The following is a 26,883-nucleotide window of genomic DNA, read 5'->3' on the forward strand; positions in this document are numbered from 1 at the left end:
CGCCGAGGAGCGGTCAGTCGTCCTTGGCGATGGGGGCGTAGCCGTACCCGTAGCCATAGCCGTAGCCATACCCGTAGCCGTCGGACTTCCGGTTGCTCGGCACCATGTTGAGGACGAGGCCGAGCGGCCTCGCGCCGACCTGGCCGAGCCGCTCGATGGCCGAGGAGAACTGGTCGCGGGTGGTCTTGCCCCAGCGGACGACCACGACGGCGCCGTCGGCCTGCGAGGCCAGGAGCGCGGCGTCGGTGACGGGCAGCAGCGGCGGCGCGTCGATGATCACGTGGTCGTAGTCGGCCCGCAGGCTGGCCAGCATGGTGCTCATGGCCTGGGACTGGAGCAGCTCGGCCGGGTTCGGCGGGACGGCGCCGCTGGCCAGGACCGCGAGACCGGTCGCGTCGTGCTTCTGCAGGGCGTCGGCGAGGGAGACCTTGCCGACCAGCACGGTGGTGACGCCGACGGCGTTGTCGACGCCGAGGGCCGCGGTGGCCTTGGGCCGCCGCAGGTCGCACTCGACGAGCAGGGTCCGCCCGCCGGCCTGGGCCAGGGTGAGGGCCAGGTTCACCGCGGTGGTGGTCTTGCCCTCCTCCGGGACGGCCGAGGTGACCACGAAGACCTTCGCCTGCTGGTCGACGTCGACGAACTGGATGTTGGTCCGGAGCACCCGGAACGCCTCGACCCGGGGCGCGTGCGACTCCAGGTCGGTGACCAGCGGACGGGTGCGGGTGCCGGCGTCGTACGCGATGGCACCGAGGAGCGGCGTCTCGGTGCTCGTGGAGAGGTCCTCCAGCGACTTGACCGTGGTGTCGAGGAGCTCGCGCAGCACGGCGATGCCGACGCCGAGCAGGAGGCCCAGGATCAGGCCGAGACCGAGGTTGCGGACCGGCTGCGGCGAGAAGGGGTTCTCGGGCGCGTTGGCGGGGTCGACGATCGAGGCCTTGAGGACGGCCACGGTGGCGCCGGGCGGCGTCTCCAGCTCGTCGACCAGGTCCTGCATCTGCTCGGCGTAGGCCTGGGCGATCCGCTGGGCCTCGGCGGGCTCGGGATCGCTGACGCGGATCAGGATGTTGTTGGTCTCGGGCTTCACCTCGGCGGTGACCTTGGCGGCCAGCTCATCGGGTCCGAGATCGAGGTCGAGCGCGTCGATCACGGCCTGGGCCCGGGTCTCGCCGGTGACGAGGTCGGCGTACGACGCCACCCGCTGCGCGGTGAAGTTGCTGCTCTGCACCGCGTCCGCCTCGGACGTGGTCGAGATGAACATCCGGGCCGTCGACTGATACATCGGAGTCGCGGTGAAGGTGTAGAGCGCCGCAGCAGCCAGGACCACCAGCCCGATCGAGACCACCATCAACCATCGGCGTCGCAGGATACGAAGGTAGTCCCGCAGTTCCACGTAGGCTCCGTTCGCTGGTGCGACCCCACCCCGGAGGTGGCGGTCTGCATCAAGGCTTGGGCGGCACTCTATCGTCGCGCGACGCCCGCCACTGCGGGATCAGAGGTGACGTCTTCCACGTACAGACCGGGAGCCGCGCCCGTCCTTTCCGAGCCGGCGACCTCAGAAGGTGGCGCGGATCTCTCCGACGCGCACGCCGCCGCCGAGCAGGGGCAGCTCGCCGGTCGCCCGCACCGCGTCGCCGTCCACCCCGTCCTCCGCGTCGACCCCCGAGCGCCGGAGCGCGGCCGCCATCAGCACCGGCCGGACGCGGGGTGCCCCGTCGTCGGTCTTCAGCGCGAACGCGCGACCGTCGGGCAGGGCCACGACGTAGCAGGACTCGGCGCCGGCCTTGCCGATCGCGCCGGGGATCGCGGTGAGGAGGCGGAGTTCGTCCCGCGTCGTCCCCGAGACGTACGACGGGTGCCGGCGGATCGCCTCCGCGATCCGCTGCTCGGGACCGTCCTCGGCGACCGCCAGCGTCCGGAAGGCCCGGGCCAACCCGACCAAGGAGGTCGACAGCAGGGGAGCGCCGCACCCGTCGACCGCCACCACCTCGACCGTCTCGCCGGTCAGCTCGGCGAACGTCGCGGCGATCCGCTCCTGCAGGGGGTGGGCCGGGTCCAGGTAGGTCGCGGTGTCCCAGCCGTTGGCGACGCAGGTCGCCAGCATCGCGGCGTGCTTGCCCGAGCAGTTCATGTGGATGCGCGAACGCTCGCCGCCCGCGCGCAGCAGCGACTCGCGGGCCGTGTCGTCCAGCGGGTAGTCGAGCGGGGTCTGCAGCGACCCCTCGTCGAGTCCGGCGGAGGCCAGGATCCGTCGTACGCCGTCGACGTGGAAGTCCTCGCCGGAGTGGGACGCGCAGGCCAGGGCGAGCAGGTCCGGTGGCAGGTCGAGCCCGGCCCGGACCATCGCGAGCGCCTGGATCGGCTTGTTGCAGGAGCGGGGCAGGACCTGGTGCTCGGCGTCGCCCACCGACCAGGCCAGCGCGCCGTCGGCATCGAGCGCGACGACCGACCCGTAGTGGTGGCCCTCCACGAAGCCCGAACGCACGATCTCTGCCACAACCACCGGGGACGACATGGGGGCGAGGTTAGCCCCGGTGGTCAGTCAACCGTGAGGTAGACGGCCGTCGCGAGGACTCGGGCCAACGCTCGCCGAGGGTGGAGGAGCGCACGGAGGAGGTCCCCCTGCCCGAGCGTGGGAGCCTGGCAGCGGCTCGAGCGGCGGGTGGTGGTCGCTCCCGCGAGACGGTCACCCATCGCTCAGCGTGATGGCTCGGCCGCGTGCCAGGATAACGCCCGTGCCTCCAGCCGTCCCGCAGCACTGTCCGACCCCACGCGAGCTCGACGACCTCGAGCTCCTGGTCTCCGGGGCACTACACCCCACCCAGCGGTACGACGAGCCCGGCAGCCCGGTCACCCTCGCCCTCCCGCCCGCGATCGACGCGGCGGCCCGCGAGGCCGGTCAGGTCGAGCTGGTCGACCCGGAGGGGCTGCCCCTGGCGCGCGTGGCGGTCCCGGGCGGCGAGATCGAGCCGCTGACCCACGCTCAGTTCGGCCCGTTCCGCCACCTCTACCTCTCGCCGACGACGGCTCGCGCCGAGCTGGCCGGCCGGACGTTCGTGCCGGTCACCGACGCCCTCACCAGCGGGCAGGTCGAGGCGCTGCGGGCGCACGGACCGGTGGCCCTGGTCGCCCTGGTCGGCACCGGCACCCCCGAGCTGTCGCCCGTCGCGCTCGTCCGGGCCACGCTCCGCGCCGCCGAGCTCCTCGACGACGCCGCCGTGCTGGCCGTGCCGCTCGCCTCGCACGACGACCCCGAGGCCGACCACGAGCTGGGCGTCCGGGTCCTGGCCACCTACGCCGGACCCGACCCGGTCGTCGGGCTGGTCGAGCCCGGCGAGGACGACGACCTGCCGGCCGCGGTCGCCGAGATCGTCGAGGAGGACCAGCCCGCTCCGGACCGGCGCGGACTGGTGCTGTTCTTCACCGGCCTCTCCGGCAGCGGCAAGTCCACCCTGGCCCGCGCTCTGATGGACCGGCTGCTGGAGCAGGGCGGTCGCACGCTCACCAGCCTCGACGGCGACGTCGTACGACGGAACCTGTCGGCCGGGCTGACCTTCTCCAGGGAGGACCGCGAGACCAACATCCGCCGGATCGGCTGGGTGGCCGCGGAGATCTCGCGGCACGGTGGTGTCGCGGTCTGCAGCCCGATCGCGCCGTACGACGAGACCCGGCAGCAGGTCCGGGCCATGGTCGACGACGCCGGCGGTGCCTTCTTCCTCGTCCACGTGGCCACCCCGCTGGAGGAGTGCGAACGCCGCGACCGCAAGGGCCTCTACGCCAAGGCCCGCCGCGGCGAGATCCCCGAGTTCACCGGCATCTCCTCGCCCTACGAGGAGCCCGCCGACGCCGACGTCGTCGTCGACACCACCGGCCGCACCATCGAGGACGCGCTCGACGACGTCATCGCCGCCCTGCGCACCACCGGCTTCCTCGACCTCACCACCCCGGTGGTGACGCAGGGCGCCCCGCCGTTGGTTGAGCAGGGAGGGACCCCCGGGCCCGACCGTGTCGAGACCCCCGCACCCGGCGACGACGCTCGAGCTGAAGGGGTTTCGAGGCTCGGCGCCAGCGCGCCTCGCACCTCAACCAGCGGTTCGCCGGTGGTCGAGCAGGAGGGACGAAGTCCTGACGTTGTCGAGACCCCCGCACCCGACGACGGCGTCCGAGCTGAAGGGGTTTCGAGGCTCGGCGCCAGCGCGCCTCGCACCTCAACCAGCGGTTCGCCGGTGGTCGAGCAGGGAGGACGAAGTCCTGACGTTGTCGAGACCCCCGCACCCGACGACGACGCTCGAGCTGAAGGGGTTTCGAGGCTCGGCGCTAGCGCGCCTCGCACCTCAACCAGCGGTGGGGACGAAGCAGGGGAGGCGGACGCGCCCCTGAACGTCCTCTTCGTCTGCACCGCCAACATCTGCCGCTCCCCGTTCATGGAGCTCCTGGCCCGCCACCTGGCCGGTCCCGACGCCCACGTGGTGTTCAGCGGTGCCGGCACGCACGGCTTCCAGGCACACGCCATGGACGACGTGATGGCCGCGACCCTGGCCCCACGCGGGGTCACGGACGTGGCGTCGTTCGCCTCGCGCCCGCTCGACCGCAACCTCCTCGAGCAGGCCGACGTCGTGCTGACCGCCGAGGCCGCCCACCGCACGTTCATCCTCGACGACCACCCGCAGCTGTTCCGCAAGGTCTTCACGCTGGGACAGTTCGCCGAGACCGTCCAGGCCCTCGACCCGGACCTGTCCGGGCGCGAGCTCGTCACGGAGGCGGCCCGCCGCCGCGGCGCGGCCGACGCCGGCCTGGACGTGCGCGACCCCTACCGCCAGGGTGCCGAGGCCGCGGAGACCGCCGCCGCCGGGATCGAGCGGTTGCTGCGGGTCGTCGTACCGGCCCTCCTCGGAGCGCGGGAGGCGGCGCGGTGACCGACCTGGTCACCATGACCGCACTGTCCATCCTGGTCGCCGGGTTCCTTGTCGGCATCGTCGTCGGACTGACGGGGATGGGTGGCGGCGCCCTGATGACGCCGGCGCTGATCTTCCTCGGGGTGGGGGAGGCGGCCACGGTCGTGACGGCCGACCTCACGGCGGCGGCGATCTACAAGACCGGCGGTGCCGTCGTGCACGCCCGGGAGGGCTCGCCCAACCTGAGCCTGGCCAAGTGGCTGATCATCGGCTCCGTGCCGATGGCGCTGCTGGGCCCGCACGTCCTGGCCTGGTTCACCGACCCCGACGACCTCGACCAGGCCCTGATCCTCAGCATCGGCTTCGCGCTGCTGCTCGCGGCCTCGACGTACGCCCTGCGGCTCTACATCAACCTGCGCCGGGTCCGTGCCGGCGGACCGACCGGCGACCCGAACCCGCCGGTGCGCCCGATCCCGACGCTCCTGGTCGGGGCGCTCGGCGGGCTGCTCGTCGGCATCACGAGCGTCGGCTCCGGCTCGGTGATCATGGTCGCGCTGCTGATGCTCTACCCGGGCCTGTCCGCGGTGAAGCTGGTCGGCACCGACCTGGTCCAGGCCGTCCCGCTGGTGCTCGCGGCCGCCATCTCCAACATCGCCCTGAACGGCATCGACCTGGGCATCCTGATCCCGCTCGTCGCCGGCTCGGTGCCGGGCACGCTGCTCGGCAGCACCCTCGCGCCGAAGGTCCCGCAGTCCTACATCCGCCGCGGCATCGTGGTCGTGCTGACCATGTCGGGCGTCGCGCTGCTCGACAAGTCCGGCTGGTCGGTCCTCGGTGCCGACGAGACGCACCCGATGCTCATCGCGGGCGTCGGGATCGCGACCCTCGTCCTGGTGCCACTGGTGTGGGGCCTGCTGCGCAAGGAGCAGGGCCTGCCGATGTTCGGCGCCCCGACCGTCGCGGAGCTCGAGGACCCGGAGTACGTCGCCACCGGGAACCGGTCAGGTCAGTCGCGGCCGTAGATGTCGCGCGTGTAGACCCGGTCGGCCACGTCCGCGAGGACGTCGGTGCGCCGGTTCGCCACGATCACGTCGGACCGCTTCTTGAACTCGTCGAGGTCACGCACGACCTCCGAGTTGAAGAACAGGTCGTCCTCGAGCGCCGGCTCGTAGACGACGACCTCGACGCCCTTGGCCTTCAGGCGCTTCATGACCCCCTGGATGGACGACATCCGGAAGTTGTCGGAGCCGGCCTTCATGATCAGCCGGTAGATCCCGACCGTCCGGGGGCTGCGACGCAGGATGTCGGCCGCGATGAAGTCCTTGCGGGTCGTGTTGGCGTCGACGATCGCGCTGATCAGGTTCTGCGGTACGTCGCGGTAGTTGGCCTGCAGCTGCTTGGTGTCCTTCGGCAGGCAGTAGCCGCCGTACCCGAAGCTCGGGTTGTTGTAGTGGCTGCCGATCCGCGGGTCCAGGCCGACGCCCTCGATGATCTGGGCGGAGTCGAGGCCGTGGGTGAGCGCGTAGGTGTCGAGCTCGTTGAAGTAGGCCACCCGCAGCGCGAGGTAGGTGTTGGCGAAGAGCTTGATCGCCTCGGCCTCGGTGGAGTCGGTGAGCAGGACGGGCACGTCGTCGTCCTCGGAGCCCTCGACCAGGAGGTCGGCGAAGGCGCGCCCCCGCGGACCCTTGTCGCCGACGACGATCCGCGACGGGTGCAGGTTGTCCCAGAGCGCGCGGCCCTCGCGGAGGAACTCGGGGCTGAAGATGAGGTGGGCGTCCGGGTGCTCCTCGCGCATCCGGGCGGTGAAGCCGACCGGGACCGTCGACTTGACCACCATGGTCGCGTCCGGCGCGAGCTCCAGCACGTCGCGGATCACGGCCTCGACCGAGCCGGTGTTGAAGTAGTTGGTGCGCTCGTCGTAGTCGGTGGGCGTCGCGATGACGACCAGCTCGACGTCGGCGTACGCCTCGTGCTTGTCCAGCGTCGCGACCAGCTGCAGGGGGCGCTCGGCGAGGTACTCGACCAGTTCGGCGTCCTCCAGCGGCGACTCGCGCCGGTTGACCATCGCGACCTTCTCGGGGTCGAGGTCGATGGCCCGCACCTCGTGGCGCTGGGCCAGGACGACGGCGTTGGAGAGGCCGACGTAGCCGATGCCGGCGATCGCGATCTTCACCCGGCGAGCGTACGGCGCCGCCCGGGTGGGACGTACGGCGTATCGCCCAGATTCACGGGAACGTCACACACCGCTGCCCACCTCCCGGGACTCGGTCGACAGGCCCCTAGGTGACCCAACACACTCGACTTGTCCAGCATGAGGGCAGCGGGGCGCCGACGGATACGATGGCCGCTGCTGTCCCGACGAGAGGTCCCCCGCTAGTCATGACCGAAACGCACGCCGACTACCGGCTGAGTCAGCTCGACCAGCTGGAGGCGGAGTCGATCCACATCTTCCGTGAGGTCGCCGCCGAGTTCGAGAAGCCCGTCCTGATGTTCTCGGGCGGCAAGGACTCCATCGTGATGCTGCGCCTCGCCGAGAAGGCCTTCTACCCGGCGAAGATCCCGTTCCCCGTGCTCCAGGTCGACACCGGCCTCGACTTCCCCGAGGTGCTGGAGACCCGCGACAACTGGGTCAACCGCCTCGGCGTGCGCCTGGTCGTGGCCAGCATCGACGACGCCATCGCCAACGGCGTGGTGGTCGACGACGGCAAGACCAGCCGCAACCGGATGCAGATCGGCACCCTGCTCAACGCGATCGAGGAGAACGGCTTCACCGCCGCCTTCGGTGGCGGGCGCCGCGACGAGGAGAAGGCCCGCGCCAAGGAGCGCGTCTACTCGCACCGCGACGAGTTCGGCCAGTGGGACCCCAAGAACCAGCGCCCCGAGCTCTGGAGCCTCTACAACGGGCGGCTCCACGAGGGCGAGCACATGCGGATCTTCCCGATCTCGAACTGGACCGAGCTCGACATCTGGGACTACATCGGCCGCGAGGGCATCGAGATCCCCAACATCTACTTCTCCCACCAGCGTCGCGTCTTCGTGCGCGACGGGATGCTGATGAGCGAGACCCCGCTCAACCCGCTGCGCGCGGGCGAGGTCGTGGAGGAGCGGACCGTCCGGTTCCGCACCTGCGGCGACATCAGCCTCACCGGCTGCGTGGAGAGCACCGCCTCGACGATCCCCGAGATCATCGAGGAGATCGCGGTCGCCAAGCTCACCGAGCGTGGCGCGACCCGCGGCGACGACCGCTTCAGCGAGGCGGCCATGGAAGACCGCAAGAAGGAGGGCTACTTCTGATGGCCGACACCGTTCAGCCCACCAACATGGACCTGCTCCGGTTCGCGACCGCCGGCTCCGTCGACGACGGCAAGTCGACCCTCATCGGCCGCCTGCTGCTCGACTCCAAGTCGATCTTCGAGGACCAGCTGGAGGCCGTCGAGGCCACCAGCCAGTCGAAGGGCTACGACTACACCGACCTCGCGCTGCTGACCGACGGCCTGCGCTCGGAGCGCGAGCAGGGCATCACCATCGACGTGGCCTACCGCTACTTCGCGACGCCCAACCGCAAGTTCATCATCGCCGACACCCCGGGCCACGTGCAGTACACGCGCAACATGGTCACCGGCGCCTCGACGGCCGACCTCGGCCTGGTGCTCGTCGACGCCCGCAACGGCCTCACCGAGCAGTCCCGCCGGCACGCGGTGATCCTCAGCCTGCTCCGGGTCCCGCACATGGTGCTCGCGATCAACAAGATGGACCTCGTCGACTTCTCGCAGGAGACCTACGAGAAGATCCACGCCGAGTTCACCCAGTTCGCGACCAAGCTCAACATCCCCGACCTCGAGGTCATCCCGATCTCGGCCCTGGCCGGCGACAACGTCGTGAACCGCTCCGAGAACATGAGCTGGTACTCCGGCCCGACGCTGATGCACCACCTCGAGCACGTGCACGTCGCCTCCGACCGCGACCTGATCGACGCGCGCTTCCCGGTGCAGTACGTCGTACGCCCGAAGTCGGACGAGCACCACGACTACCGCGGCTACGGCGGCATGGTCGCCGGCGGCGTCCTGAAGCCGGGCGACGAGGTCGTCGTGCTGCCGAGCGGCATGACCTCGAAGATCGCCGGCATCGACCTCTTCGACCGCGAGATCGACGAGGCGTTCCCGCCCATGAGCGTGACCGTCCGCCTCGAGGACGACGTCGACGTCTCCCGCGGCGACATGATCGCCCGGGTCCGCAACGCGCCCACGCCCAGCCAGGACATCGACGCGATGGTCTGCTGGATGACCACCACCCCGCTCAGGCCGCGGCAGAAGCTGGCCATCAAGCACACCACCCGCACCGCTCGTGCCCTCGTGAAGGACATCCAGTACCGCCTGGACGTCAACACGCTGCACCGCGACCAGGAGACCAAGGAGCTCGGGGTCAACGAGATCGGCCGCGTCCAGCTGCGCACCACGGTGCCGCTGCTCTGCGACCCCTACTCGCAGAACCGCACCACGGGTTCGTTCATCCTGATCGACGAGGCGACTGGCGTTACTGTTGGCGCAGGAATGATCAATACTGGGAGTTAGCGCCCCGACGATAGGCGACCGAAGCTTTTAGTGACACGTCGCTGACAGGAAATCAAATTGACGACGATACTGCCGCTCCTCGTCGGCGCGATCGGCTTCCTGACTATCGTCGTGGCACTGAGACTTGGCCCACCGGATCCCGCGCGCACTGTCACTGCGGCGCGCCTGACTATCGTGGCCACAGCCATCGTGAATCAGTCGTGGCTTCAATCGACGGTGACTCTAGTGGTCGGGTGCGTGGCAACGATCGCCCTCTCGGCCATGTTCGTGACGACAGTGGTGCGTCGGCAGTCGGAGGGAATAGTTCTAAACGGACGACATCTTCTTGTCAGCGCCTTGCCAGTGTGGCTATTTCTCGTTGACGTAGTTCGCTACCCGATTGGCGATGGGCCCGGAACTTTCGCGCGGTTGCTCCCGGTCATCGTTGTGCTTGCTTTGCTACCGATATTGGCCGTACCCCCCGGTCCGGACACTGTCCTCCAGCCCGTCATGTTCGGGTTCGGCCTAGCCTGCGCCATGACGGCGTTCGCGCCGCAAGCTTGGGTTTCGTGCACAGAGTTCAAGTGCGGTCCCTTGGGTCAGTTGTTCGCTGGCCCCTTCTCGTCGGAGAACTACTTCGCGGCCACGGCCGGGCTCGCCGCGCTCACTGCGGCGACTGTTGCCACAGGACGCACCAGAGTCCTAGTGATACTCCTTGCAGGAGTGGTCCTTTACGCGTCAAACTCGCGAACTACCCAGCTCGGCGTCGCAATCGCACTTGTTCTTGCGGTTCTCGCAATGCGAACAAGTATAGGTCGCCGTCCCATGGTTTCAACGGTCGTCCCCTTTTCCGTTCTAGGCTTGGGCGTGTGGCTCAACTACTCGGTGGCTACTGATGCCTTCTCCAATCGAGGGCTAATCTGGGACATTGGAACCCGAGCCCTGGGCGAGGATTGGATCCTCGGTCGCGGATTGTCTTCTTGGACTCCGGAGGTCCTGGCCCGAAATTACATGCACAGCCAATCACTGCTCCTCTTATACGGCGGAGGGGCGGTTGCCGTGCTGCTCTACGCGCTTGTCGTCTGTGCTGCCCTGAGTCAAGGAGACGCACGGATGAGTGTGGTGGCGACCACATTAGTGGGTTTCGTCCTTCTGCGGGGCCTGACTGAGTTAGCGTGGAACCCGCTGGCGATTGACGGGACTCTGTTCCTCTTCTTCCCGCTCATCATCTTCGCGACAGCGCACGAACGACGCGTAGGTTCCGAAACGCAGTCTAGGGAGGTAGATGGTCGTGGCACGCCGGCGCGTGATCCAGGTCCGAGCATCGAAGTTCGAGATCGCGGTCAGGGAGCTCAGGGGTCGGCCTAGGTGGCTACTTCTTAAGTATAGGAACTTCCGGCACCTGTCCGGAATGCCGCCGGTGAGATTGGGTGCCGGCGCCGTTTGGGTGTTCCGAGGTTCGGCAAAGATTGAGGCTGGACCGGGTCTGGACATCCGGCAGAACTCTTCGATCTTCTGCCAGGGAAAGCTCTCATTCGGCGACCGAGTCTTCTTGAACAAGGACGTCCAAATCTCTGTCTACGAGTCGTTGAAGATAGGATCTGACGTGCGTGTTGGGGAACGGGTCTCCTTCCACGACGGAAACCATGTGATTGACTCAACGGCCGAAATGTGGCGCGACGCATACGATGTTGAGTCAATCGAAATAGGTGATCACGTTTGGATTGGGGCTAACTCCGTCATCCTGCCCGGTACTTCAATTGGCCCGGGGTGCGTCGTAGGTGCCGGATCCATTGTCCGTGGCAAATTTGAACCTAACAGTTTGATCGCGGGAGTTCCCGCTCGTTTCGTGCGTGCGTTATCGCGCGACGTACCCGCATAGCCGATGTCAGGCAGACTGCATCGATCTGGCGCCCTATATGGCGTGTCAGATCAAGCGTTGACAAGTCTCTCGAATCTTACGCTGAGCATTCTTGTGGCCAGGTCATCCTCGGTCGAGGAATTCGGTTCGTTCGGCATCGCTTTTCTATTCTACTTGGTCCTGCAGTTTATGGGCAGAGGCTTTGTGGGCCACGTTATTACGCTCACGTTATCTGGAGTTAGCGCACCCGGCGGGGGTGACGATGCGAGGCGGGCGCTCGGATGCGCCATCGTGTACGGCTTCGCAGGCGCCGGACTACTTGGGTTACTCTCCCTAAGCTTGGGCGGGACGACGGGACGATATATGGCTGTCATAGCCATAGCAGCGCCGGTCCTGTGCCTTCAAGACGCACTTCGGTACCTTGCTTTCGCAACAAATCGTTCCTCGGCGGCGCTAGTGAACGATGGCGGATGGCTCGTCGCTCAACTTCTCTGCTCGCTTGGTTTGGCGTTCTCGGGACACGCGACTGGTTTTAATCTCTATCTCGCCTGGGCAGCGGGGGCGACGGTAGGCGTCGCCAGCGGGATGGTGATGCTTCGAACCGGTCCATCTCGCAATTGCATGAGATGGTGGAAGTCGCACTCGGCCACCGTCCGCTCAATGGGTCTCGACTATTTTGTGATGTCCGTCATCGGACATGGCTCTCCAATGATTGTGGGAGCGGCAGCGGGCGCGTCTTCTGTCGGAGCTCTGCGCGGCGCGCAAACTCTGTTTGGGCCTGTTACCGCCATGTCCACGGGCCTGACCCTGGTCGTCTCTCCACGTGCCGTTAAGAGCTTCCGCGGCGGAGAGCGAGGGTACGCCCGAGAATATCTTCTGCTGAGCCTCATCCTAATCGCGCTGACCGCCGCTACTACGCTCCTTCTCGTGACGATTCCGGCAAACGTTGGTGTGAAATTGTTGGGGGAAACGTGGGGTTCGGCTTCAGATCTGGCCCTCCCGACAGGCTTATGGCTCGTGCTTACCTATGCCGGGGTGGCACCGACTGAAGGGCTCCGTGTCGCTGGCTCAGTACGGACAGTGGCGAGGGTTCGCCTGATGGTGTTGCCCCTTTCGCTTGGTCTAGCAGCGTTGGGGGCTGTGGTGGACGGCGCCGAGGGCGCGACCCTCGGCTTGGCCGGGGCATCGCTCGTAGGTGCCACGGCATATTGGATCCTCTTTCTTCGAAACGGCAGAACTGGACTGAAAGGGACGAACAGTGGAGACCGTTGAGGTGTCTGTAGTGATACCCACCACCGGGCGGCCCTCGTTGACCCGGGCCATCGAGAGTGCGCGTTCTCAAACCGGAGTCGGTCGAATCGAGATAATCGTTGTCGTTGACAAGGATCCTTCGCACGTACTTCCAGACGGACAAGACGATCTCGCGGACCAGGTGCTTTGGACCGGAGGGCAGGGGGGCGCTTTTGCTCGCAACCTGGGGACGGCGGTCGCAAGAGGCAAGTACGTAGCGTATCTGGATGACGATGATGCGTGGATGCCGGACAAGCTGAACCAGCAAGTATTGCGTGCGAAAGTTGTAGAGAAGGCGGGGTTAAGACCCGTCCTGGCATCCAGGCACATGCAGATCGATCCATCGGGCCGAGAATCGGGGCCAATACCTAATAGGGCCTATCGAAGAGGAGACGTCGCTACATATCTCTTTCGTAAGAGGCGCCCCGGCGGCGGGCGTCCTTCTATCTACACCTCGACTCTTCTAGTTGAGCGTTCTCTGGCCCTCGAGGCGCCTTGGGATGAGTCGTTGCGGCGACACCAGGATTGGGATTGGATCATCCGCGTTACGGCGTTGCCGAACGTCATCCTGAGCCAATTGGAGACGCCTCTAGTGAAAATTAGTCTCGGCTCCGCTGGTTCTATTTCAGCGGCTCCGGATTGGCGACCATCACTTCTGTGGGCGCGCACTGTACTCCGACCTGTGGATGAACGAGTTTACTGCGACTTCTTGGCCGCTCAGACACTGCGGTATGCGATACAGGGTCGGGATAGGGAAGGGGTCGCAGAAGTCTTCAAGGAGCTACGTATGGCGCGGAGGCTGCCCTCTTTGTCGACATTGGCGATTGGTCTCGCAGGCGTGCTGTCGAGAGGCACAATGGAATCTTTAATGGGGAGGTTGCGTTGATCTCTGGGCGCGATCCAGTCACCTTTATCATGGCCTACGCCACTCCATCGATGGGAATGGAACGAGTTGCCATCAGGCTCATGAACGAACTGTGTCGCGAACGGCCAGTGCGGCTCACGACTTTTCGGGGGACGAGGCCCCTCGAATTGGATCCAAGGGTGGAGTTCGAAGTCTGCTCTGCGCGGGGCTGGAAAAGTTGGTACCGTGGCATCTGCGCTTTCCGTCGCATGCGAAGGTCGGACATCGCGATCCTAGTAGGAGTGTGGGTGGCGGTCCCGTGCCTTTTAGCGCGGCCCTTCTCGTCTCGGTCTTCGGTTTTGGTGTGGGAGCACTCGCTCATCAGAGAGAAGGTTGCGACTGCTCCAAAGCTGCGATTGCTGTCCTACTTCGCACGCTTTTTGTATCCCTTAGCTCGGGAGGTGGTAGCGGTAAGCGGGGTGACCCAATCAGATGTTCTTCGCTTATCGCCCAAGTCGCGGGTAACGTCAATTCCAAACTTGATAAAGTTCGATCCTGAATTGGTGGCGACAGAGTGCCGACAGAGTGCCGCGTGGCGGAACTTGGTTGTCGTCAGTGCGCTAACGCGAACGAAGGGTGTTGTAGACGTGTTGTCCGCGCTCACTCTGCTCGGCGACAAATATAGGTTGACCATTGTTGGAGACGGCCCGGAGCGACAGGAATTGGAGAAGTTTGCAGAGAGTCAAGGGATATCGGCGTTGGTGCGGTTCGCGGGCCGCGTTGATGGCCCGGCGGTAGTCAGCGAATTGTCGGCGAGCGATCTACTGGTCCACCCGAGTGCTGGTGAAACCTTCGGCATGGTGTACTTCGAGGCCGCCGAGGCGAATGTTCCAGTGCTCTCCCGTCGGTCGCGGGTTGCGGAAGAGTTCATTCCGTCTCTCGTTCCCGGCGAAACGTACGATGGTGACGCCAGCGATCTTGCGAGAGCGATCCAGGCGTTTGATTTCGCGCGCGCCGTTGATATGTCGACTGAATCGCGTAGGCAAAGACGGTCGGTGTTATCGGAGATTGGCATTCTGGAGAAGTGGAACGCGCTTTTTGAAGATTTGGTCGGTTCGTCCGGAGGTCGCTCATGCTTATAGGAATTGGGAGGTGCCTGACGTGAGTCGGATGATGCGTAGGCTCGAGACCCTAATACGGCTCGCTCTGTATTGGCTAATTGTCCAGAAACTTCCCTCGGCTCGTTATCCGGGCGGCCGACTCTGGAAGAGGATTCGCGGTTCCACCGTAGGACCACTTTTCAAGAGTTTTGGCCACGATGTGAACATCGAGCCGGGAGTGTCTTTCGGTAAGGGTGACCGGGTCTCTATCGGGGATCGGTCGGGGATTGGTCAAAACTCACGACTCGACGGCCCCGTCGAGATCGGAAGAGATGTGATGATGGGGCCGGAAGTAATGATCTTTGCATTGGGTCACGAGTTTAGCGACATTTCAAGGCCTATGATCCGTCAGGGGATGACGGTTCCAGATCCAGTCGTAATTTTGGACGATGTTTGGATTGGTGCACGGGCAATAATTCTGCCCGGCGTTACGGTCGGTCGTGGCGCAGTAGTCGCTGCGGGAGCGGTTGTCACGAAGGATGTGCCGGCGTTTTCCGTAGTGGGTGGAAACCCGGCGAAGATCCTCAAGTCCAGGAAGACCTGACGGGCCAACTTGTAGGAATTCATGGTCAGTGCGATTGGCACTTGGGCAAAGTTGCCTCGCTAGTAGTGCAGCAAGGACATTAGGTAGGCGCCGTACCCACTCTTCATCAGCCTCGATGCGCGTTCGGCCAGACCATCGTCGTCGATGAAGCCGAGCCGCCAGGCAACCTCCTCGGGAGCACCGATCTTGGTGCCCTGCCGGTGCTCGATGGTGCGCACGAAGTTGCTGGCGTCGTTCATGTCGTCGAACGTGCCGGTGTCGAGCCAGGCCGAGCCACGCGGGAGCACCTCGACCTGCAGGCGCCCCGCCTCTAAGTAGATCCGGTTCAGGTCGGTGATCTCCAGCTCGCCCCGGGCCGACGGCTTCAGGTCCTTGGCGTAGCCGACGACGTCGTTGCCGTAGAAGTAGAGGCCCGGCACGGCGTAGTTGCTCTTCGGCTTCTCAGGCTTCTCCTCCAGGGAGAGCGCGACTCCCTTCTCGTCGAACTCGACGACGCCGTACGCCGTGGGGTCGGCCACCCGATAGCCGAAGACCGCGGCACCGTCGAGGTCCTCGAAGCGCCGCAGGCGGGTGCCCAGGCCCTCGCCGTAGAAGATGTTGTCGCCGAGCACCAGGCCGACCTTGTCGGAGCCAATGTGCTCCTCGCCGATCACGAACGCCTGGGCCAGGCCGTCGGGGCTCGGCTGCTGGGCGTAGGTGATCGAGATGCCGAACTGCGAGCCGTCACCGAGCAGCCGCTCGAAGAGCGACGCCTCGTGCGGCGTCGTGATGATCAGGACGTCCTGGATGCCCGCCAGCATGAGCGTGGAAAGCGGGTAGTAGATCATCGGCTTGTCGTAGACCGGCACCAGCTGCTTGCTGATCCCGAGGGTGATCGGGTGCAGGCGTGAGCCGGTGCCACCGGCCAGGATGATTCCGCGCATGGAGGGACCCTAGCCAATCAAGGCCCTGCGGCCCGTCATCCCTAGACTGGCGCCCATGCAGCGCATCCTCGTCACCGGCGGCGCCGGCTTCATCGGCTCCAACTTCGTCCACCACCTGGTGGAGCACACCGACGCCACGGTCACCGTCCTCGACAAGCTCACCTACGCCGCCAGCCGCGAGTCGCTGGCCGGGCTTCCCGAGGACCGGGTCTCACTGGTCGTGGGCGACATCGCGGACGCCGCGGTGGTCGAGCCACTGGTCGGCGAGCACGACGCGGTCGTGCACTACGCAGCCGAGTCGCACAACGACAACTCGCTGTCCGACCCGAGCCCGTTCGTGCAGACCAACATCATCGGAACGTTCACGCTGCTGGAGGCAGTCCGCAAGGCCGGGGTGCGCTTCCACCACATCTCGACCGACGAGGTCTACGGCGACCTGGAGCTCGACGACCCGGAGCGGTTCACCGAGCAGACGCCCTACAACCCCTCCAGCCCTTACTCCTCCACCAAGGCAGGCTCCGATCTGCTGGTGCGGGCCTGGGTGCGCAGCTTCGGCGTGCAGGCGACCATCTCGAACTGCTCCAACAACTACGGGCCCTGGCAGCACATCGAGAAGTTCATCCCCCGCCAGATCACCAACGTGATCGAGGGCATCCGGCCCAAGCTCTACGGCGCCGGCCTCAACGTCCGCGACTGGATCCACGCCGACGACCACTCCTCGGCCGTCTGGACGATCCTCAACAAGGGCGAGATCGGCGAGACCTACCTGATCGGCGCCGACGGCGAGAAGAACAACCTCGAGGTCGTCGAGATGATCCTCCAGCACTTCGGCAAGGCCGCCGACGACTTCGACCACGTCACCGACCGCGCCGGCCACGACCTGCGCTACGCCATCGACTCCACCAAGCTCCGCACCGAGCTCGGCTGGCAGCCCCAGTTCGCCGACTTCGAGGCGGGCCTGACCAACACCATCCAGTGGTATGTCGACCACGCCGACTGGTGGCGCCCCGCCAAGCAGGCCACCGAAGCCACCTACGCCGCCAAGGGCCAGTAGACGTATCGCTGGTCGAGCAGCCGTCGTGAGGAACGAACGACGGCGTATCGAGACCACCGGCGATCGAGCCGCCCTAGCGGAGCCGGTGGTCGAGCAGCGAAGCCGCGCTAGCGGGTGAGCGCCCGTCGAGACCCCCGCAGCCCACCAGCGAGAATGACCACAGCCCCGACGGAAAGCAGCGCCACATGAGCCTCCCCACCCTCGAGACCACCCCCATCCCCGGCCTCGTCGTGCTCCGCCTCGATCTGCGCGAGGACGCCCGCGGCTGGTTCAAGGAGAACTGGCAGCGCGAGAAGATGATCGCGCTCGGCCTGCCCGACTTCGGTCCCGTGCAGAACAACATGTCGTTCAACGCCAAGCGCGGCACGACCCGGGGCATCCACACCGAGCCGTGGGACAAGTTCGTCTCCGTCGCCAACGGCCGGGCCTTCGGTGCCTGGGTGGACATGCGCGAGGGCGAGTCCTTCGGCGCCGTCTTCACCGTCGAGCTCGATCCTGCGACCGCGGTCTTCGTGCCTCGCGGCGTCGGCAACAGCTACCAGACCCTCGAGGACGGGGTGACCTACTCCTACCTCGTCAACGAGCACTGGCGCCCGGCGACGCCGTACCCCGCCCTGGACCTGGCCGACGCCACGGCCGCGATCGCCTGGCCGATCCCGCTCGCGGAGGCGGAGATCTCGGACAAGGACCGCACCAACCCGTCACTGGCGGACGCGGAGCGGATGGCTCCGAAGAAGACGCTCATCATCGGCGCCAACGGCCAGCTCGGCCGGGCGCTGAACGCCGAGTTCCCCGGCAGCGACCTGGTCGACATGGTCGCCGCCGAGGGCGTCACCGTCCTCGACCTCACCGACACCGCTGCCGTCGCTGCGTGGCCGTGGCACGAGTACGCGCTGGTGCTCAACGCCGCCGCCTACACCGCCGTCGACGCCGCCGAGACGATCGAGGGCCGCCGGATCTCCTGGGCGGCCAACGCCACCGCGCCCGCCACCCTGGCCCGGCTCGCCGCCGAGCACCACTTCACGCTCGTCCACTACTCCTCCGAGTACGTCTTCGACGGCACGGCCGAGCTGCACACGGAGGACGAGCCGCTGAGCCCGCTCGGCGTCTATGCGCAGACCAAGGCTGCCGGCGACATCGCGGTCGGCCTGGCGCCCCGCCACTACCTGGTGCGGACCTCGTGGGTCATCGGCGACGGCAAGAACTTCGTGCGCACAATGCAGACCCTCGCCGGCAACGGCGTCTCGCCCAGCGTGGTCGACGACCAGCTGGGGCGCCTGACCTTCACCACGGAGCTCACCCGCGCGACGAAGCACCTGCTCGACGTCGGTGCGGCCTTCGGCACCTACAACCTCAGCAACGGCGGCAAGGTCACCTCCTGGCACGAGATCGCCGCCGAGGTCTACCGCCTCAGTGGCCGCTCGTCCGACGACGTGTCGCCGACCAGCACGGCGGAGTACACCGCCGGCAAGGACATGGCACCCCGGCCGACGAACAGCGTGCTGGACCTCGCCAAGATCGAGGCCACTGGCTTCGTCCCCGAGGACGCCTTCGCAGCCCTAGCCCGCTACTGCACCAGCTGACGGCCCACCGCCTCACACCTCCCGCCCCCCCGGTGGTTGAGGAGGGACGAAGTCCCGTCTCGAAACCCGGTGAGCCAACCAACGGGCTCCGAAGCACGCCCATCCTGCGTGCGCCTCACAACGCAGAACGGGGCCCCGACACCGTCGGGACCCCGCACTACTCGCCGACCACCGGGTCGGCGCAAAGAAAGCTCAGACGGTCCGCCCGTAGTCATCCTCGAGACGCACGATGTCGTCCTCGCCGCAGTACTCCCCGCGCTGCACCTCGATGACGACGAGCAGCTCGTCCTCCATGTTGGTGATCCGGTGCGGCTGCTTGAGCTCGACGTCGACGCACTCGCCGGGGCCGACGATCCGGGTCATGCCGTCGACCACGCAGGTGGCCTTGCCCGAGGTGATCACCCAGTGCTCACTGCGGTGGTCGTGGGTCTGGTAGGAGAGTCGCGAGTGCGGGAGCACCTCGATGCGCTTGACCTTGTAGCCAGGCCCCTCGTCGAGGATGTGCCACGAGCCCCACGGTCGCGTGTCGGAATCACCGATCATTTTCGTCAGCCCCCCAGCTGAGTCAGGCGAGCCGCTCGTCCTACGGCTCGTCTCTAGGTGACACGAACATTAGGGAACGCGAACGGGCTGCGGGACCGCTGAATCAACTTGTTGAAGAACCTCGGCACAGTTGTTGACGAGGTGAGGACGACCTGTGCACCGGGCGACACAGAAAGGCCCCGTCTCGGCGTTCCGACGTGCGACTGGTTCAGACCACGTCGACCAGGCGGGAGTGCAGGGCCCGCTGAGCCGGCTCGTAGGCCTGAGCCACCTCACCCAGTCCGACGATGACGCAGTCGCGGTCGTCGGGGCCGAGGAAGACCGAGTCGCCGCGGCCCAGGGACACCCGCTCACCGCGCGCGCAGCGCACCTCGACCTCGCCGCCGGTGCAGATGAGGATCGACTGCTGGGCGTTGACGACGGCGACGCCGTCGGGATCGGCGTTCGAGACCTGCGTGATGGCGAGCGCGAACTCGACACCCGCGGGACTGAAGACCTCGGTCTCGGCCAGCACGAACTCCGGGCTGACCCGCGCGAGTCGGGCCATCCCGGTCTCGCCGAGGCAGCTGATCAGGCCGTCACGGTCGATGTGCTTTTTGGTCAGGCCGGCGCGCAGGACGTTGTCCGAGGAGGCCATCACCTCGAGGCAGAGCCCCTTCAGGTGGGCGTGGATGATGCCGGCGCCGAGGAACGCGGCCTCGCCGGGCTGCAGCGTCATCCGGTTCAGCATCAGCGAGATGATCACGCCGACGTCGTCGGGATAGTGCTCCGCGACCTCGACGGCGGTCGAGTACGCGCGCTTGATGTCGAGGCCCATCCGCCCAAGCGCACGGCAGGCGCCGACCACCTCGCCGACCTCGGCCGGGGTCACCTCCTGGGAGAGCAACCACTCGACGCGGCGGACGATGCCGGCGAAACCGGGGTCGGCGCGCAGGTCGTCGACGATCCGCTTCGTCAACGGGGTCTCCAACGGCGAGAGCACCCGCAGGATCTCCGCCGTCGGCCGGAAGCCGATGAGGCTGTCGAAGGTCGAGAGGGCGTAGACCATCTCGGGCTTGTGGTTCGCGTCCTTGTAGACCCGATGCGGGGCGTGGAGGGGGACACCGGCCCGCTCCTCCTCGGCGTACCCCGCCTCGGCCTGCGCCTTGCTGGGGTGGACCTGCAGGGAGAGCGGCTGGTCGGCCGCCAGGACCTTCAGCATGAAGGGCAGATCGCCCGTGAGGTCGGAGAGGGGCTTCGAGCTGCCGTCGCCCGTCAGCGCCGTCGACGGCTGCAGGGCGTGCGTGCCGATCCACACCTCGGCGACACGAGTACCGTCGGGCCGCTCGCCGAGGAAGCGCGGAATGGCGTCAGAAGAACCCCAGGGGTAGTTCTGCACGCCGTTGCGGAGCCGGTACATGTTTCGAGCCTAGGGGCTGGGACAGCCTTCGGAACTTGATTGGGACGAGCGGAGACCACATTCACAGTCTGCGCCGGTCCAGCTCCTCAGCGCCGACGAAGTCCGGCGAGCGCCGGCTTCACGTCCGCGAGGAAGACGAGCGCGGCGATGAGGAACGCGATGCTGATGAGCGGGCTGATGCCGAGCCCGATGATCGAGAGGAAGGCGCCCAGCCCGAGCACGATCGTCCAGCCCGGCTTGCTCCACTTGCCTGCGGCGTCGTAGGCCTCGGCGGAGTAGGTCAGGCTCATCACGAAGGCGTAGATCGACACCACGATGATGGCGAAGTTCACCACCAGCAGGACGAGGCTCACCCCGGAGTCGACATCTGGCATGGCGTCAGGGTACTGAACGAACGAGGCCCCGCGGGAATCCCGCGGGGCCTCGACTCGTGCCAGTGGTCAGTCGCCGACCTTGGCGGCGGCCTCGGTGGTCGCCTGGGCCGCGCTGGAGGCGGTCTTCTTGGCCGCGGTCGCGGTCGCCTTGGCGCTGCTCTTCGGAGCGGCGGCCTTCTTGGCGGCCGTCTTCTTCGTGGCGGCGGTGGTCTTCTTGGCCGTCGAGGTCGCCTTCTTGGCGGTCGACTTGGTCGCCTTGGTGGCCTGGGTCCGGGTGGTCTTGGCCTTGGCGGTGGTGGTCTTGGCCGCGGTCGCGGTCGCCTTCGTCGACTCCTGACGGCGGATCCGGCCGACGAGCACCTCGCCGCGCTTGGCGAGGTCGCCGTACGCGCTGGTGGCGGTGGCGACGTTGTCGTCGACGAAGCCCTGGACCTTGCCCGGGAAGGTCTTGGCCTCGCCCTGGAGCTCGGCCACGCGGGTCTCGATCGCGGTACGCCGGGCCTTGGCGTCCTTCGAGAGCGCGTCGACGCGGGCGCTGACGACCGTCACGGCCTGGTCGCGGAACGCCTTCGGCTCGAACTCGAAGCCGGTGACCGTCTTCTGGACGTCGGCCACGCGGGTCTGGACGTCCTTCTGGACGTCAACGAACCGCTTCTGGACGTCGGTCACGACGTCGCGGACGGCCTCGACCGCGAGGTCGGCCACGCCGGCGCCGGCGTAGAGGGTGGACTTGATGTCGAACGTGGTCTTGGCCATGTCGATCTCCTTCGGTGGTGGGGCGATGGTCAGGGTGCGTCGACCGGCGGGTCGGGCGACTCCGGCGGTGACGAGGCGGCATTGAGCGCCAGGAAGGACGCATAGACGTCCAGCAGCGACTGCTTCTGGCGCTCGGTGAGCCCGGTGTCGTTGAGGACGGCCAGCTCGACCGACCCGCCGACGCCGTCCTCGGGACTCACGATCCCCGCCCTGATGTAGAGCTGCTCGGCAGAGATCCGCAGTGCCTTGGCGATCTGCTGCAGCACCTCGGCCGAGGGCCGCCGCAGTCCGCGCTCGATCTGGCTCAGGTAGGGGTTGGAGACGCCCGCCTGCTCGGCGAGCTGACGCAGCGAGAGCTGAGCCGTGGTGCGCTGCTCCCGGAGGTAGTCGCCGAGGGTCTCGACGGTCTTGCCGACCTTGCCCTTTGCCATGCCTCCACTGTGCTTGCTGCTGCTAGCAGTTGCAAGCACAGTGGGCGTGAGTCAGGTCACCATGAATCAAGATGCCTCTTGAATGCTGGTGAATCTCGGTGGGTTTGCTGCTTGCTAGAGGCAGCGGCCGGGGAGGGTCAATACGCGCCGCGGCTGGAGAAGACAGCCCCGAACGTCCTGGCGAGGATCGACACGTCCTGAACCATCGACCAGTTGTCGATGTAGTACAGGTCAAGCCGCATGGCCTCTTCGGCACTGAGATCGTTGCGTCCCGAGACCTGCCACAGCCCGGTCATGCCGGGTCGCACGTGCAGGCGTCGACTCATGGCGTGGTCGTAGAGCTCCACCTCGCGAGCCACCTGCGGGCGTGGGCCGATCAGGCTCATGTCGCCGAGAAACACATTGAACAGCTGAGGGAGCTCGTCGATCGAGAAGCGTCGGAGCCACTTGCCGGGCTTCGTGATGCGCGGGTCGTCCTTCATCTTGAAGAGCAGGGCGCTCTGTCCGAGCTCCTCCTGCATCTTCGCGACCATCGCCTCGGCGTTGACCACCATGGTGCGGAACTTGAAGCAGCCGAAGGGCTCCGCGTCACGGCCGATCCGGGTCTGACGGAAGAAGATCGGGCCCCGGTCAAACATCCAGATCCGCAATGCGGCGAAGAGGAAGATGGGCGCGAAAGCCAGGATCAGGCCCCCGGATCCTACGACGTCGAAGGTCCGCTTGCCCCAGCGCGAGGCGTCTCGCCAGGCCGGCGGATCGATGTGGATGAGCGGCAACCCACCTACAGGGCGCACCTGCACGCGTTCGCTGGAGATGTCGCTAACGCTGGGGGCGACGACGACCTGCACGTCGTGGTGCTCGAGGTCCCAGACGACCCTGCGCATCTGGTTGGCCGACCCGAGTGCACCACCTGCGAAGAAGATGACGTCGACGCCTGAGGCCAGCACGACCGAGGTCGCGTCATCCGAGTTGCCGAGGACGGGTACGCCCAGGCTTGTCTCCTCGGTGAGGTCATGAGCGGGCGTCAGGCAACCCACGACCTGATAGCCGAGCCAAGACTCTCGACGGAGGACTCCGGCGATCTCGTCGATGTGGGAGGGGGAGCCAGCGATCAGGACGCGGTGGCGCAGCAAGCCGCGCCGACGCGCGCTGTGGAGAGCTCGCCGCTGGACCCCACGGCCGAGAAGAAGTACGGGGAGGGCGAGCCCGAAAGCGAGCACGAAGAAGCCTCGGCTGAGATCCACGTTGACGATGTAGCAGCCGACCCCCACGAGCGCGGCGGACACCAGGGTCGCGTTCGTGACCCGCTTGAACTCGTCTGTGCCGGCGCCGAAGACGCTCTTCTCGTAGGCGCCGTAGATGAAGAGGGTGATCAGCCAGCCGAGCACGATGAACGGGCCGACCATCGCGACATCACCGGAGACATCCGCCGGCGCGTCGAAGAAGCGAAGCTCCTTGCGGCCGAGGACGGCGATCATGGTGCAGGCGCTGATGATCGTGAGGTCCGCGATGAACGCGGTCGCGGGCAGATACCGCAGCGACCGGCTCGGGGTCGCCGAGATCAGCCGTGCGCGCTGCTCGGAGATGATCGACATTTGGAGGTCCCCATGGATCCGCCCGGGCGAGGGCGAGTCGAATATGCGGTGGCTTCGTTGCCATACGCATTCTTGATCCAGCGGTGGCAGCCGTGCAGGAAAACTGAGGCATTCTTTGAGTGATGTTGTGCACGTGGGGTTCGCGCAGCCTGGGAAGTCCTAGAAAGGTCTAGTCACCCTGGCTCAGGTCAGCCTCGACCATGCGGCCGACGATCTCCTCGAAGGTCGTCGTGGGGCGCCAGCCGAGGAGGTCCCGCGCCCGGGCCGGGTCGCCCGTCAGGTCGGAGGGGTCCGCCGGGCGGACGAAGGCGGGGTCGACCCGGACGTGTCTCTCCCAGTCGCTCACCCCGGCCTTCGCGAACGCCGCGGCGACGAACTCGCGGACGCTGCGGCTCTGACCGGTCGCGATCACGTAGTCGTCCGCGCGGTCGGCCCGGGCTGCGCGGACCAAGGCGTCCACGTAGTCGGGGGCCCAGCCCCAGTCCCTACGGGCGTCGAGGTTGCCGAGCGAGATCGAGTCGGCCTCGCCACGGGCGATGGCCGCGGCGCCGGCGGTGATCTTGCGGGTCACGAACTGGGCCGGGCGGCGCGGGGACTCGTGGTTGTAGAGGATCGCGCTCACGGCGTGCAGGCCTCTGCCCCGGTAGACGCCGGTCATCAGGTGGGCGTAGGCCTTGGCGGCGCCGTACGGGTTCACCGGGCGGAGCGGGGTGTGCTCGTCCTGGGGTGAGTGGGACGGCTCGCCGAAGATCTCGGCGCTCGAGGCCTGGACGAAACGCACGGCGTTGCCGGTGGCCTCCTGGGCCTGGAGGGCGCTCTCGAGCAGGCCGACCGCGGCGAGACCGTTGACGCGGGCGGTGAGGTCGGGCTCCTGCCAGGACCGCGCCACGGAGCTGATCGCGGCCAGGTTGTAGATCTCGTCGGGAGCGATCTCGACGACCAGACTCCGGACCCGGTCGATGTCGGTCAGATCGCCGCGGTGCAGGACGACCCCGGGCGACGAGGGCGTCGGCTCGCTGGAGAAGGCCAGGGCGTGGACGTCGTACCCCTCGGCCAGGAGGCGCTCGGAGAGGTAGCTGCCGTCCTGCCCACTGATGCCGGTGATGAAGGCGCGGGGCATGTCACCAGCCCTGGCGGATGGCGTCGAGGTCGGCCTCGACCATCATCGCGACCAGGTCGGGGAACGAGACCTTGGGCTTCCAGCCGAGCACCTCGCGGGCCTTGCTCGCGTCGCCGATCAGGGTGTCGACCTCGGCGGGCCGCATGAAGCGCGGATCCTGTCGCACGTAGGGGACCCAGTCGTCGACACCGACGTGGGCGAACGCGATGTCCAGGAAGTCGCGGATGGAGTGGGTCTCGCCGGTCGCGACCACATAGTCGTCGGCCACGGGCTGCTGGAGCATGAGCCACATCGCCTCGACGTAGTCGCCGGCGAAGCCCCAGTCGCGCTCGGCGTCCAGGTTGCCCAGGACGACGTCCTCCTGGAGGCCGAGGTGGATCCGGGCGACCGCCTGGCTGATCTTGCGGGTCACGAACTCCGGGCCGCGGCGGGGGGACTCGTGGTTGAAGAGGATCCCCGACGAGGCGTGCATCCCGTAGGACTCGCGGTAGTTGATCGTCATGTGGTGGCCGAAGACCTTGCTCACGCCGTACGGCGACCGCGGCCAGAGCAGGGTGCGCTCGTGCTGGGGAGTCTCCTGGACCTTGCCGAACATCTCCGAGCTCGACGCCTGGTAGAAGCGCACGTGCTCGGGCCGGTCGCCGGCGTGCAGCCGCAGCGCCTCGAGCAGGTTGAGGACGCCCTTGGCGGTGACGTCGGTGGTGAGCTGGGCGTTCTCCCAGGAGTAGGCGACGAAGGAGACCGCGCCCAGGTTGTAGACCTCGTCGGGATCGGACTCGCGCAGCGCCCGCATCAGGCTCGACATGTCGGTCAGGTCGCCGTAGTGCAGCTTGACGGCCGGGAGGTGCTGCTCGACCAGCCAGCCCTTGGGGTTGTTCTGCCCTCGGACCAGGCCGTGGACGTCGTACCCCTTGGAGAGCAGGAGCTCGGCGAGGTAGAGGCCGTCCTGGCCGGTGATGCCGGTGATGAGTGCGCTGGGCATGGGCGGATCATGCCAGTGGTGGGCGCCACGTGTGTGCGGCCGTTCCGGCGGACCCCAGGCGCGGATCCCTGGGGTGTGATCCTTTGCGTAGTCGCTCCGCTCACCGGTTTCCGTAGGCAGACTCGAAGGCGCACGGGGACCCGAACGACGAGCGAAGCCTGGAGTGATTCACGGTGGCGGACCACTGTCCCCGATGTGGGCACGATCGTGTCCACGAGCTGCCCGCTGGAGAGCGGGTCAAGAAGCTGGTGCCGGGCATGAAGCCCAAGCGACAGACGTGTGGGGAGCCGACCGACAGCTGGCCGTGCCCCTGTCGGAGCAGGTACCACAGCGGCATGGACGTCGCGGAGTCCCGCTCGGCGTAGGAGCGGGAAGCAGGGCCAGGAGGCCGGGATCGTCGCGAGAGCGGCGGGCCCGGCCTTCGTTGTACTCGACCTCGCACACAGAGGCGAGGGGGGTGCCCGGGTCGCGCACACGGGGATACACGCGACCCGGGACTACCGTCCGAGCTCCCTCCCAAACCCAGAGCTGGGCGGCGGGATCAATCATGGCCAGTGATCTAGTCCGGGCGCCAGTAAAGAGACGTACTCACAGGTAAACCCCTCAGACGGGCCACTGGTTCCCTGGGGTGGTGGGCGCGTGTGGGCGATATGCGGACGGTTGGGGGTCTCGATACGCCCGTTCGTTCCTCACGGGCTACTCGACCAGCGAGCAGGGCGCCCGTTCGTTCCTCACGGGCTACTCGACCGGCGAGCAGGGCGCCCGTTCGTTCCTCACGGGCTACTCGACCGGCGAGCAGGGCGCCCGTTCGTTGCGCGCGGTCTCCTCGACCGGCGAGGGGAGGCCTGGTTGTTCCTCGCGAGCTACTCGACCGGCGAGGGTGGCTAGGGCGTTTCCCATGGGCTGCTCAACCGGCGAGTGGACGACCGCGGGGGTCTCGATACGCCCGTTCGTTCCTCACGGGCTACTCGACCAGCGAGGG

The 26,883-nt window shown here is 66.9% G+C and carries 22 protein-coding genes and 1 pseudogene; 11 read left to right on the forward strand and 12 right to left on the reverse strand.

Annotated features, from left to right (window positions below; genetic code table 11):
* Nucleotides 1-13: 13 nt before the first annotated feature.
* Together V7S47_RS00200 and V7S47_RS00205 are read right to left on the reverse strand one after the other, a co-directional pair.
* On the reverse strand, nt 14-1,390 hold the full coding sequence (locus V7S47_RS00200) for a polysaccharide biosynthesis tyrosine autokinase (RefSeq protein ID WP_336559738.1): 1,377 nt from the start codon (nt 1,388-1,390) through the stop codon (nt 14-16).
* A 162-nt stretch (nt 1,391-1,552) separates the two neighbouring features.
* Entirely contained in the window at nt 1,553-2,512 is a 960-nt protein-coding gene (locus V7S47_RS00205) for an asparaginase (RefSeq protein WP_336559739.1), read from the reverse strand.
* Between the two features lie 220 nt (nt 2,513-2,732).
* Here V7S47_RS00205 and cysC point away from each other — a divergent pair, with 220 nt between their 5' ends.
* On the forward strand, nt 2,733-4,913 hold the full coding sequence (gene cysC / locus V7S47_RS00210; protein WP_336559740.1) for an adenylyl-sulfate kinase: 2,181 nt from the start codon (nt 2,733-2,735) through the stop codon (nt 4,911-4,913).
* Nucleotides 4,910-5,914 (forward strand): sulfite exporter TauE/SafE family protein, encoded by a 1,005-nt coding sequence (locus tag V7S47_RS00215; protein ID WP_336559741.1) that lies wholly within the window; start codon nt 4,910-4,912, stop codon nt 5,912-5,914. The genes cysC and V7S47_RS00215 overlap by 4 nt, the downstream gene beginning before the upstream one ends.
* Here the strand turns inward: V7S47_RS00215 and V7S47_RS00220 are convergent.
* Nucleotides 5,899-7,065, reverse strand: a complete 1,167-nt coding sequence (locus V7S47_RS00220; RefSeq protein ID WP_336559742.1) for a nucleotide sugar dehydrogenase — start codon at nt 7,063-7,065, stop codon at nt 5,899-5,901. The genes V7S47_RS00215 and V7S47_RS00220 overlap by 16 nt on opposite strands.
* Nucleotides 7,066-7,271: 206 nt before the next feature.
* On the opposite strand from V7S47_RS00220, the gene cysD reads away from it, so the two are divergent.
* From cysD to V7S47_RS25660, 7 genes and pseudogenes are all read left to right on the forward strand, one after another.
* Complete coding sequence (cysD, locus tag V7S47_RS00225; protein ID WP_090860735.1) at nt 7,272-8,186, forward strand: sulfate adenylyltransferase subunit CysD; 915 nt, start codon at nt 7,272-7,274, stop codon at nt 8,184-8,186.
* A complete protein-coding gene (locus V7S47_RS00230) occupies nt 8,186-9,463 on the forward strand; it encodes a sulfate adenylyltransferase subunit 1 (protein WP_336559743.1) in 1,278 nt (425 codons plus the stop codon). Before cysD ends, V7S47_RS00230 begins: the two co-directional genes overlap by 1 nt.
* Nucleotides 9,464-9,520: 57 nt before the next feature.
* On the forward strand, nt 9,521-10,810 hold the full coding sequence (locus V7S47_RS00235) for an O-antigen ligase family protein (protein ID WP_336559744.1): 1,290 nt from the start codon (nt 9,521-9,523) through the stop codon (nt 10,808-10,810).
* Between the two features lie 301 nt (nt 10,811-11,111).
* On the forward strand, nt 11,112-11,324 hold the full coding sequence (locus V7S47_RS25650) for an acyltransferase (protein ID WP_442945325.1): 213 nt from the start codon (nt 11,112-11,114) through the stop codon (nt 11,322-11,324).
* A gap of 1,261 nt (nt 11,325-12,585) precedes the next feature.
* Nucleotides 12,586-13,479: a glycosyltransferase gene (locus V7S47_RS25655; RefSeq protein ID WP_442945326.1), complete on the forward strand. Its 894-nt coding sequence runs from the start codon at nt 12,586-12,588 to the stop codon at nt 13,477-13,479.
* Nucleotides 13,480-13,535: 56 nt separating this feature from the next.
* Nucleotides 13,536-14,579, forward strand: a complete 1,044-nt coding sequence (locus tag V7S47_RS00240; RefSeq protein WP_442945327.1) for a glycosyltransferase — start codon at nt 13,536-13,538, stop codon at nt 14,577-14,579.
* Between the two features lie 394 nt (nt 14,580-14,973).
* Nucleotides 14,974-15,141, forward strand: a pseudogene (locus tag V7S47_RS25660) (DapH/DapD/GlmU-related protein); the annotation flags it as partial.
* Nucleotides 15,142-15,200: 59 nt separating this feature from the next.
* Here V7S47_RS25660 and rfbA read toward each other — a convergent pair.
* Entirely contained in the window at nt 15,201-16,064 is an 864-nt protein-coding gene (gene rfbA, locus V7S47_RS00250) for a glucose-1-phosphate thymidylyltransferase RfbA (protein WP_336559746.1), read from the reverse strand.
* A gap of 55 nt (nt 16,065-16,119) precedes the next feature.
* On the opposite strand from rfbA, the gene rfbB reads away from it, so the two are divergent.
* On the forward strand, nt 16,120-17,118 hold the full coding sequence (rfbB, locus tag V7S47_RS00255) for a dTDP-glucose 4,6-dehydratase (protein WP_090860731.1): 999 nt from the start codon (nt 16,120-16,122) through the stop codon (nt 17,116-17,118).
* A gap of 185 nt (nt 17,119-17,303) precedes the next feature.
* Nucleotides 17,304-18,701, forward strand: coding sequence for a sugar nucleotide-binding protein (locus tag V7S47_RS00260; RefSeq protein ID WP_336559747.1), 1,398 nt, complete (start codon nt 17,304-17,306; stop codon nt 18,699-18,701).
* Between the two features lie 192 nt (nt 18,702-18,893).
* On the opposite strand, the gene V7S47_RS00265 is transcribed toward V7S47_RS00260, so the two are convergent.
* From V7S47_RS00265 to gmd, 8 genes are all read right to left on the reverse strand, one after another.
* On the reverse strand, nt 18,894-19,244 hold the full coding sequence (locus V7S47_RS00265) for a phosphomannose isomerase type II C-terminal cupin domain (RefSeq protein ID WP_336559748.1): 351 nt from the start codon (nt 19,242-19,244) through the stop codon (nt 18,894-18,896).
* Between the two features lie 208 nt (nt 19,245-19,452).
* On the reverse strand, nt 19,453-20,643 hold the full coding sequence (gene manA, locus V7S47_RS00270; RefSeq protein WP_336559749.1) for a mannose-6-phosphate isomerase, class I: 1,191 nt from the start codon (nt 20,641-20,643) through the stop codon (nt 19,453-19,455).
* A gap of 86 nt (nt 20,644-20,729) precedes the next feature.
* The gene (locus V7S47_RS00275) at nt 20,730-21,017 is read right to left on the reverse strand and encodes a DUF2516 family protein (RefSeq protein ID WP_090860727.1); all 288 of its coding nucleotides are present in this window, start codon (nt 21,015-21,017) and stop codon (nt 20,730-20,732) included.
* 66 nt (nt 21,018-21,083) lie between these two features.
* The gene (locus V7S47_RS00280) at nt 21,084-21,773 is read right to left on the reverse strand and encodes a hypothetical protein (protein WP_090860726.1); all 690 of its coding nucleotides are present in this window, start codon (nt 21,771-21,773) and stop codon (nt 21,084-21,086) included.
* 29 nt (nt 21,774-21,802) lie between these two features.
* Nucleotides 21,803-22,204, reverse strand: coding sequence for a helix-turn-helix domain-containing protein (locus V7S47_RS00285; RefSeq protein ID WP_336559750.1), 402 nt, complete (start codon nt 22,202-22,204; stop codon nt 21,803-21,805).
* 137 nt (nt 22,205-22,341) lie between these two features.
* Nucleotides 22,342-23,799 carry a sugar transferase gene (locus V7S47_RS00290; protein ID WP_336559751.1) on the reverse strand — a complete coding sequence of 486 codons (1,458 nt, stop codon included), beginning with the start codon at nt 23,797-23,799 and terminating at the stop codon, nt 22,342-22,344.
* A 169-nt stretch (nt 23,800-23,968) separates the two neighbouring features.
* Nucleotides 23,969-24,919 (reverse strand): GDP-mannose 4,6-dehydratase, encoded by a 951-nt coding sequence (locus V7S47_RS00295; RefSeq protein ID WP_336559752.1) that lies wholly within the window; start codon nt 24,917-24,919, stop codon nt 23,969-23,971.
* Between the two features lies 1 nt (nt 24,920).
* Entirely contained in the window at nt 24,921-25,901 is a 981-nt protein-coding gene (gene gmd, locus V7S47_RS00300) for a GDP-mannose 4,6-dehydratase (protein ID WP_336559753.1), read from the reverse strand.
* Nucleotides 25,902-26,883: the final 982 nt, after the last annotated feature.

It is taken from the genome of Nocardioides sp. CCNWLW216, from assembly GCF_037120545.1.
GTDB lineage: Bacteria > Actinomycetota > Actinomycetes > Propionibacteriales > Nocardioidaceae > Nocardioides > Nocardioides lianchengensis.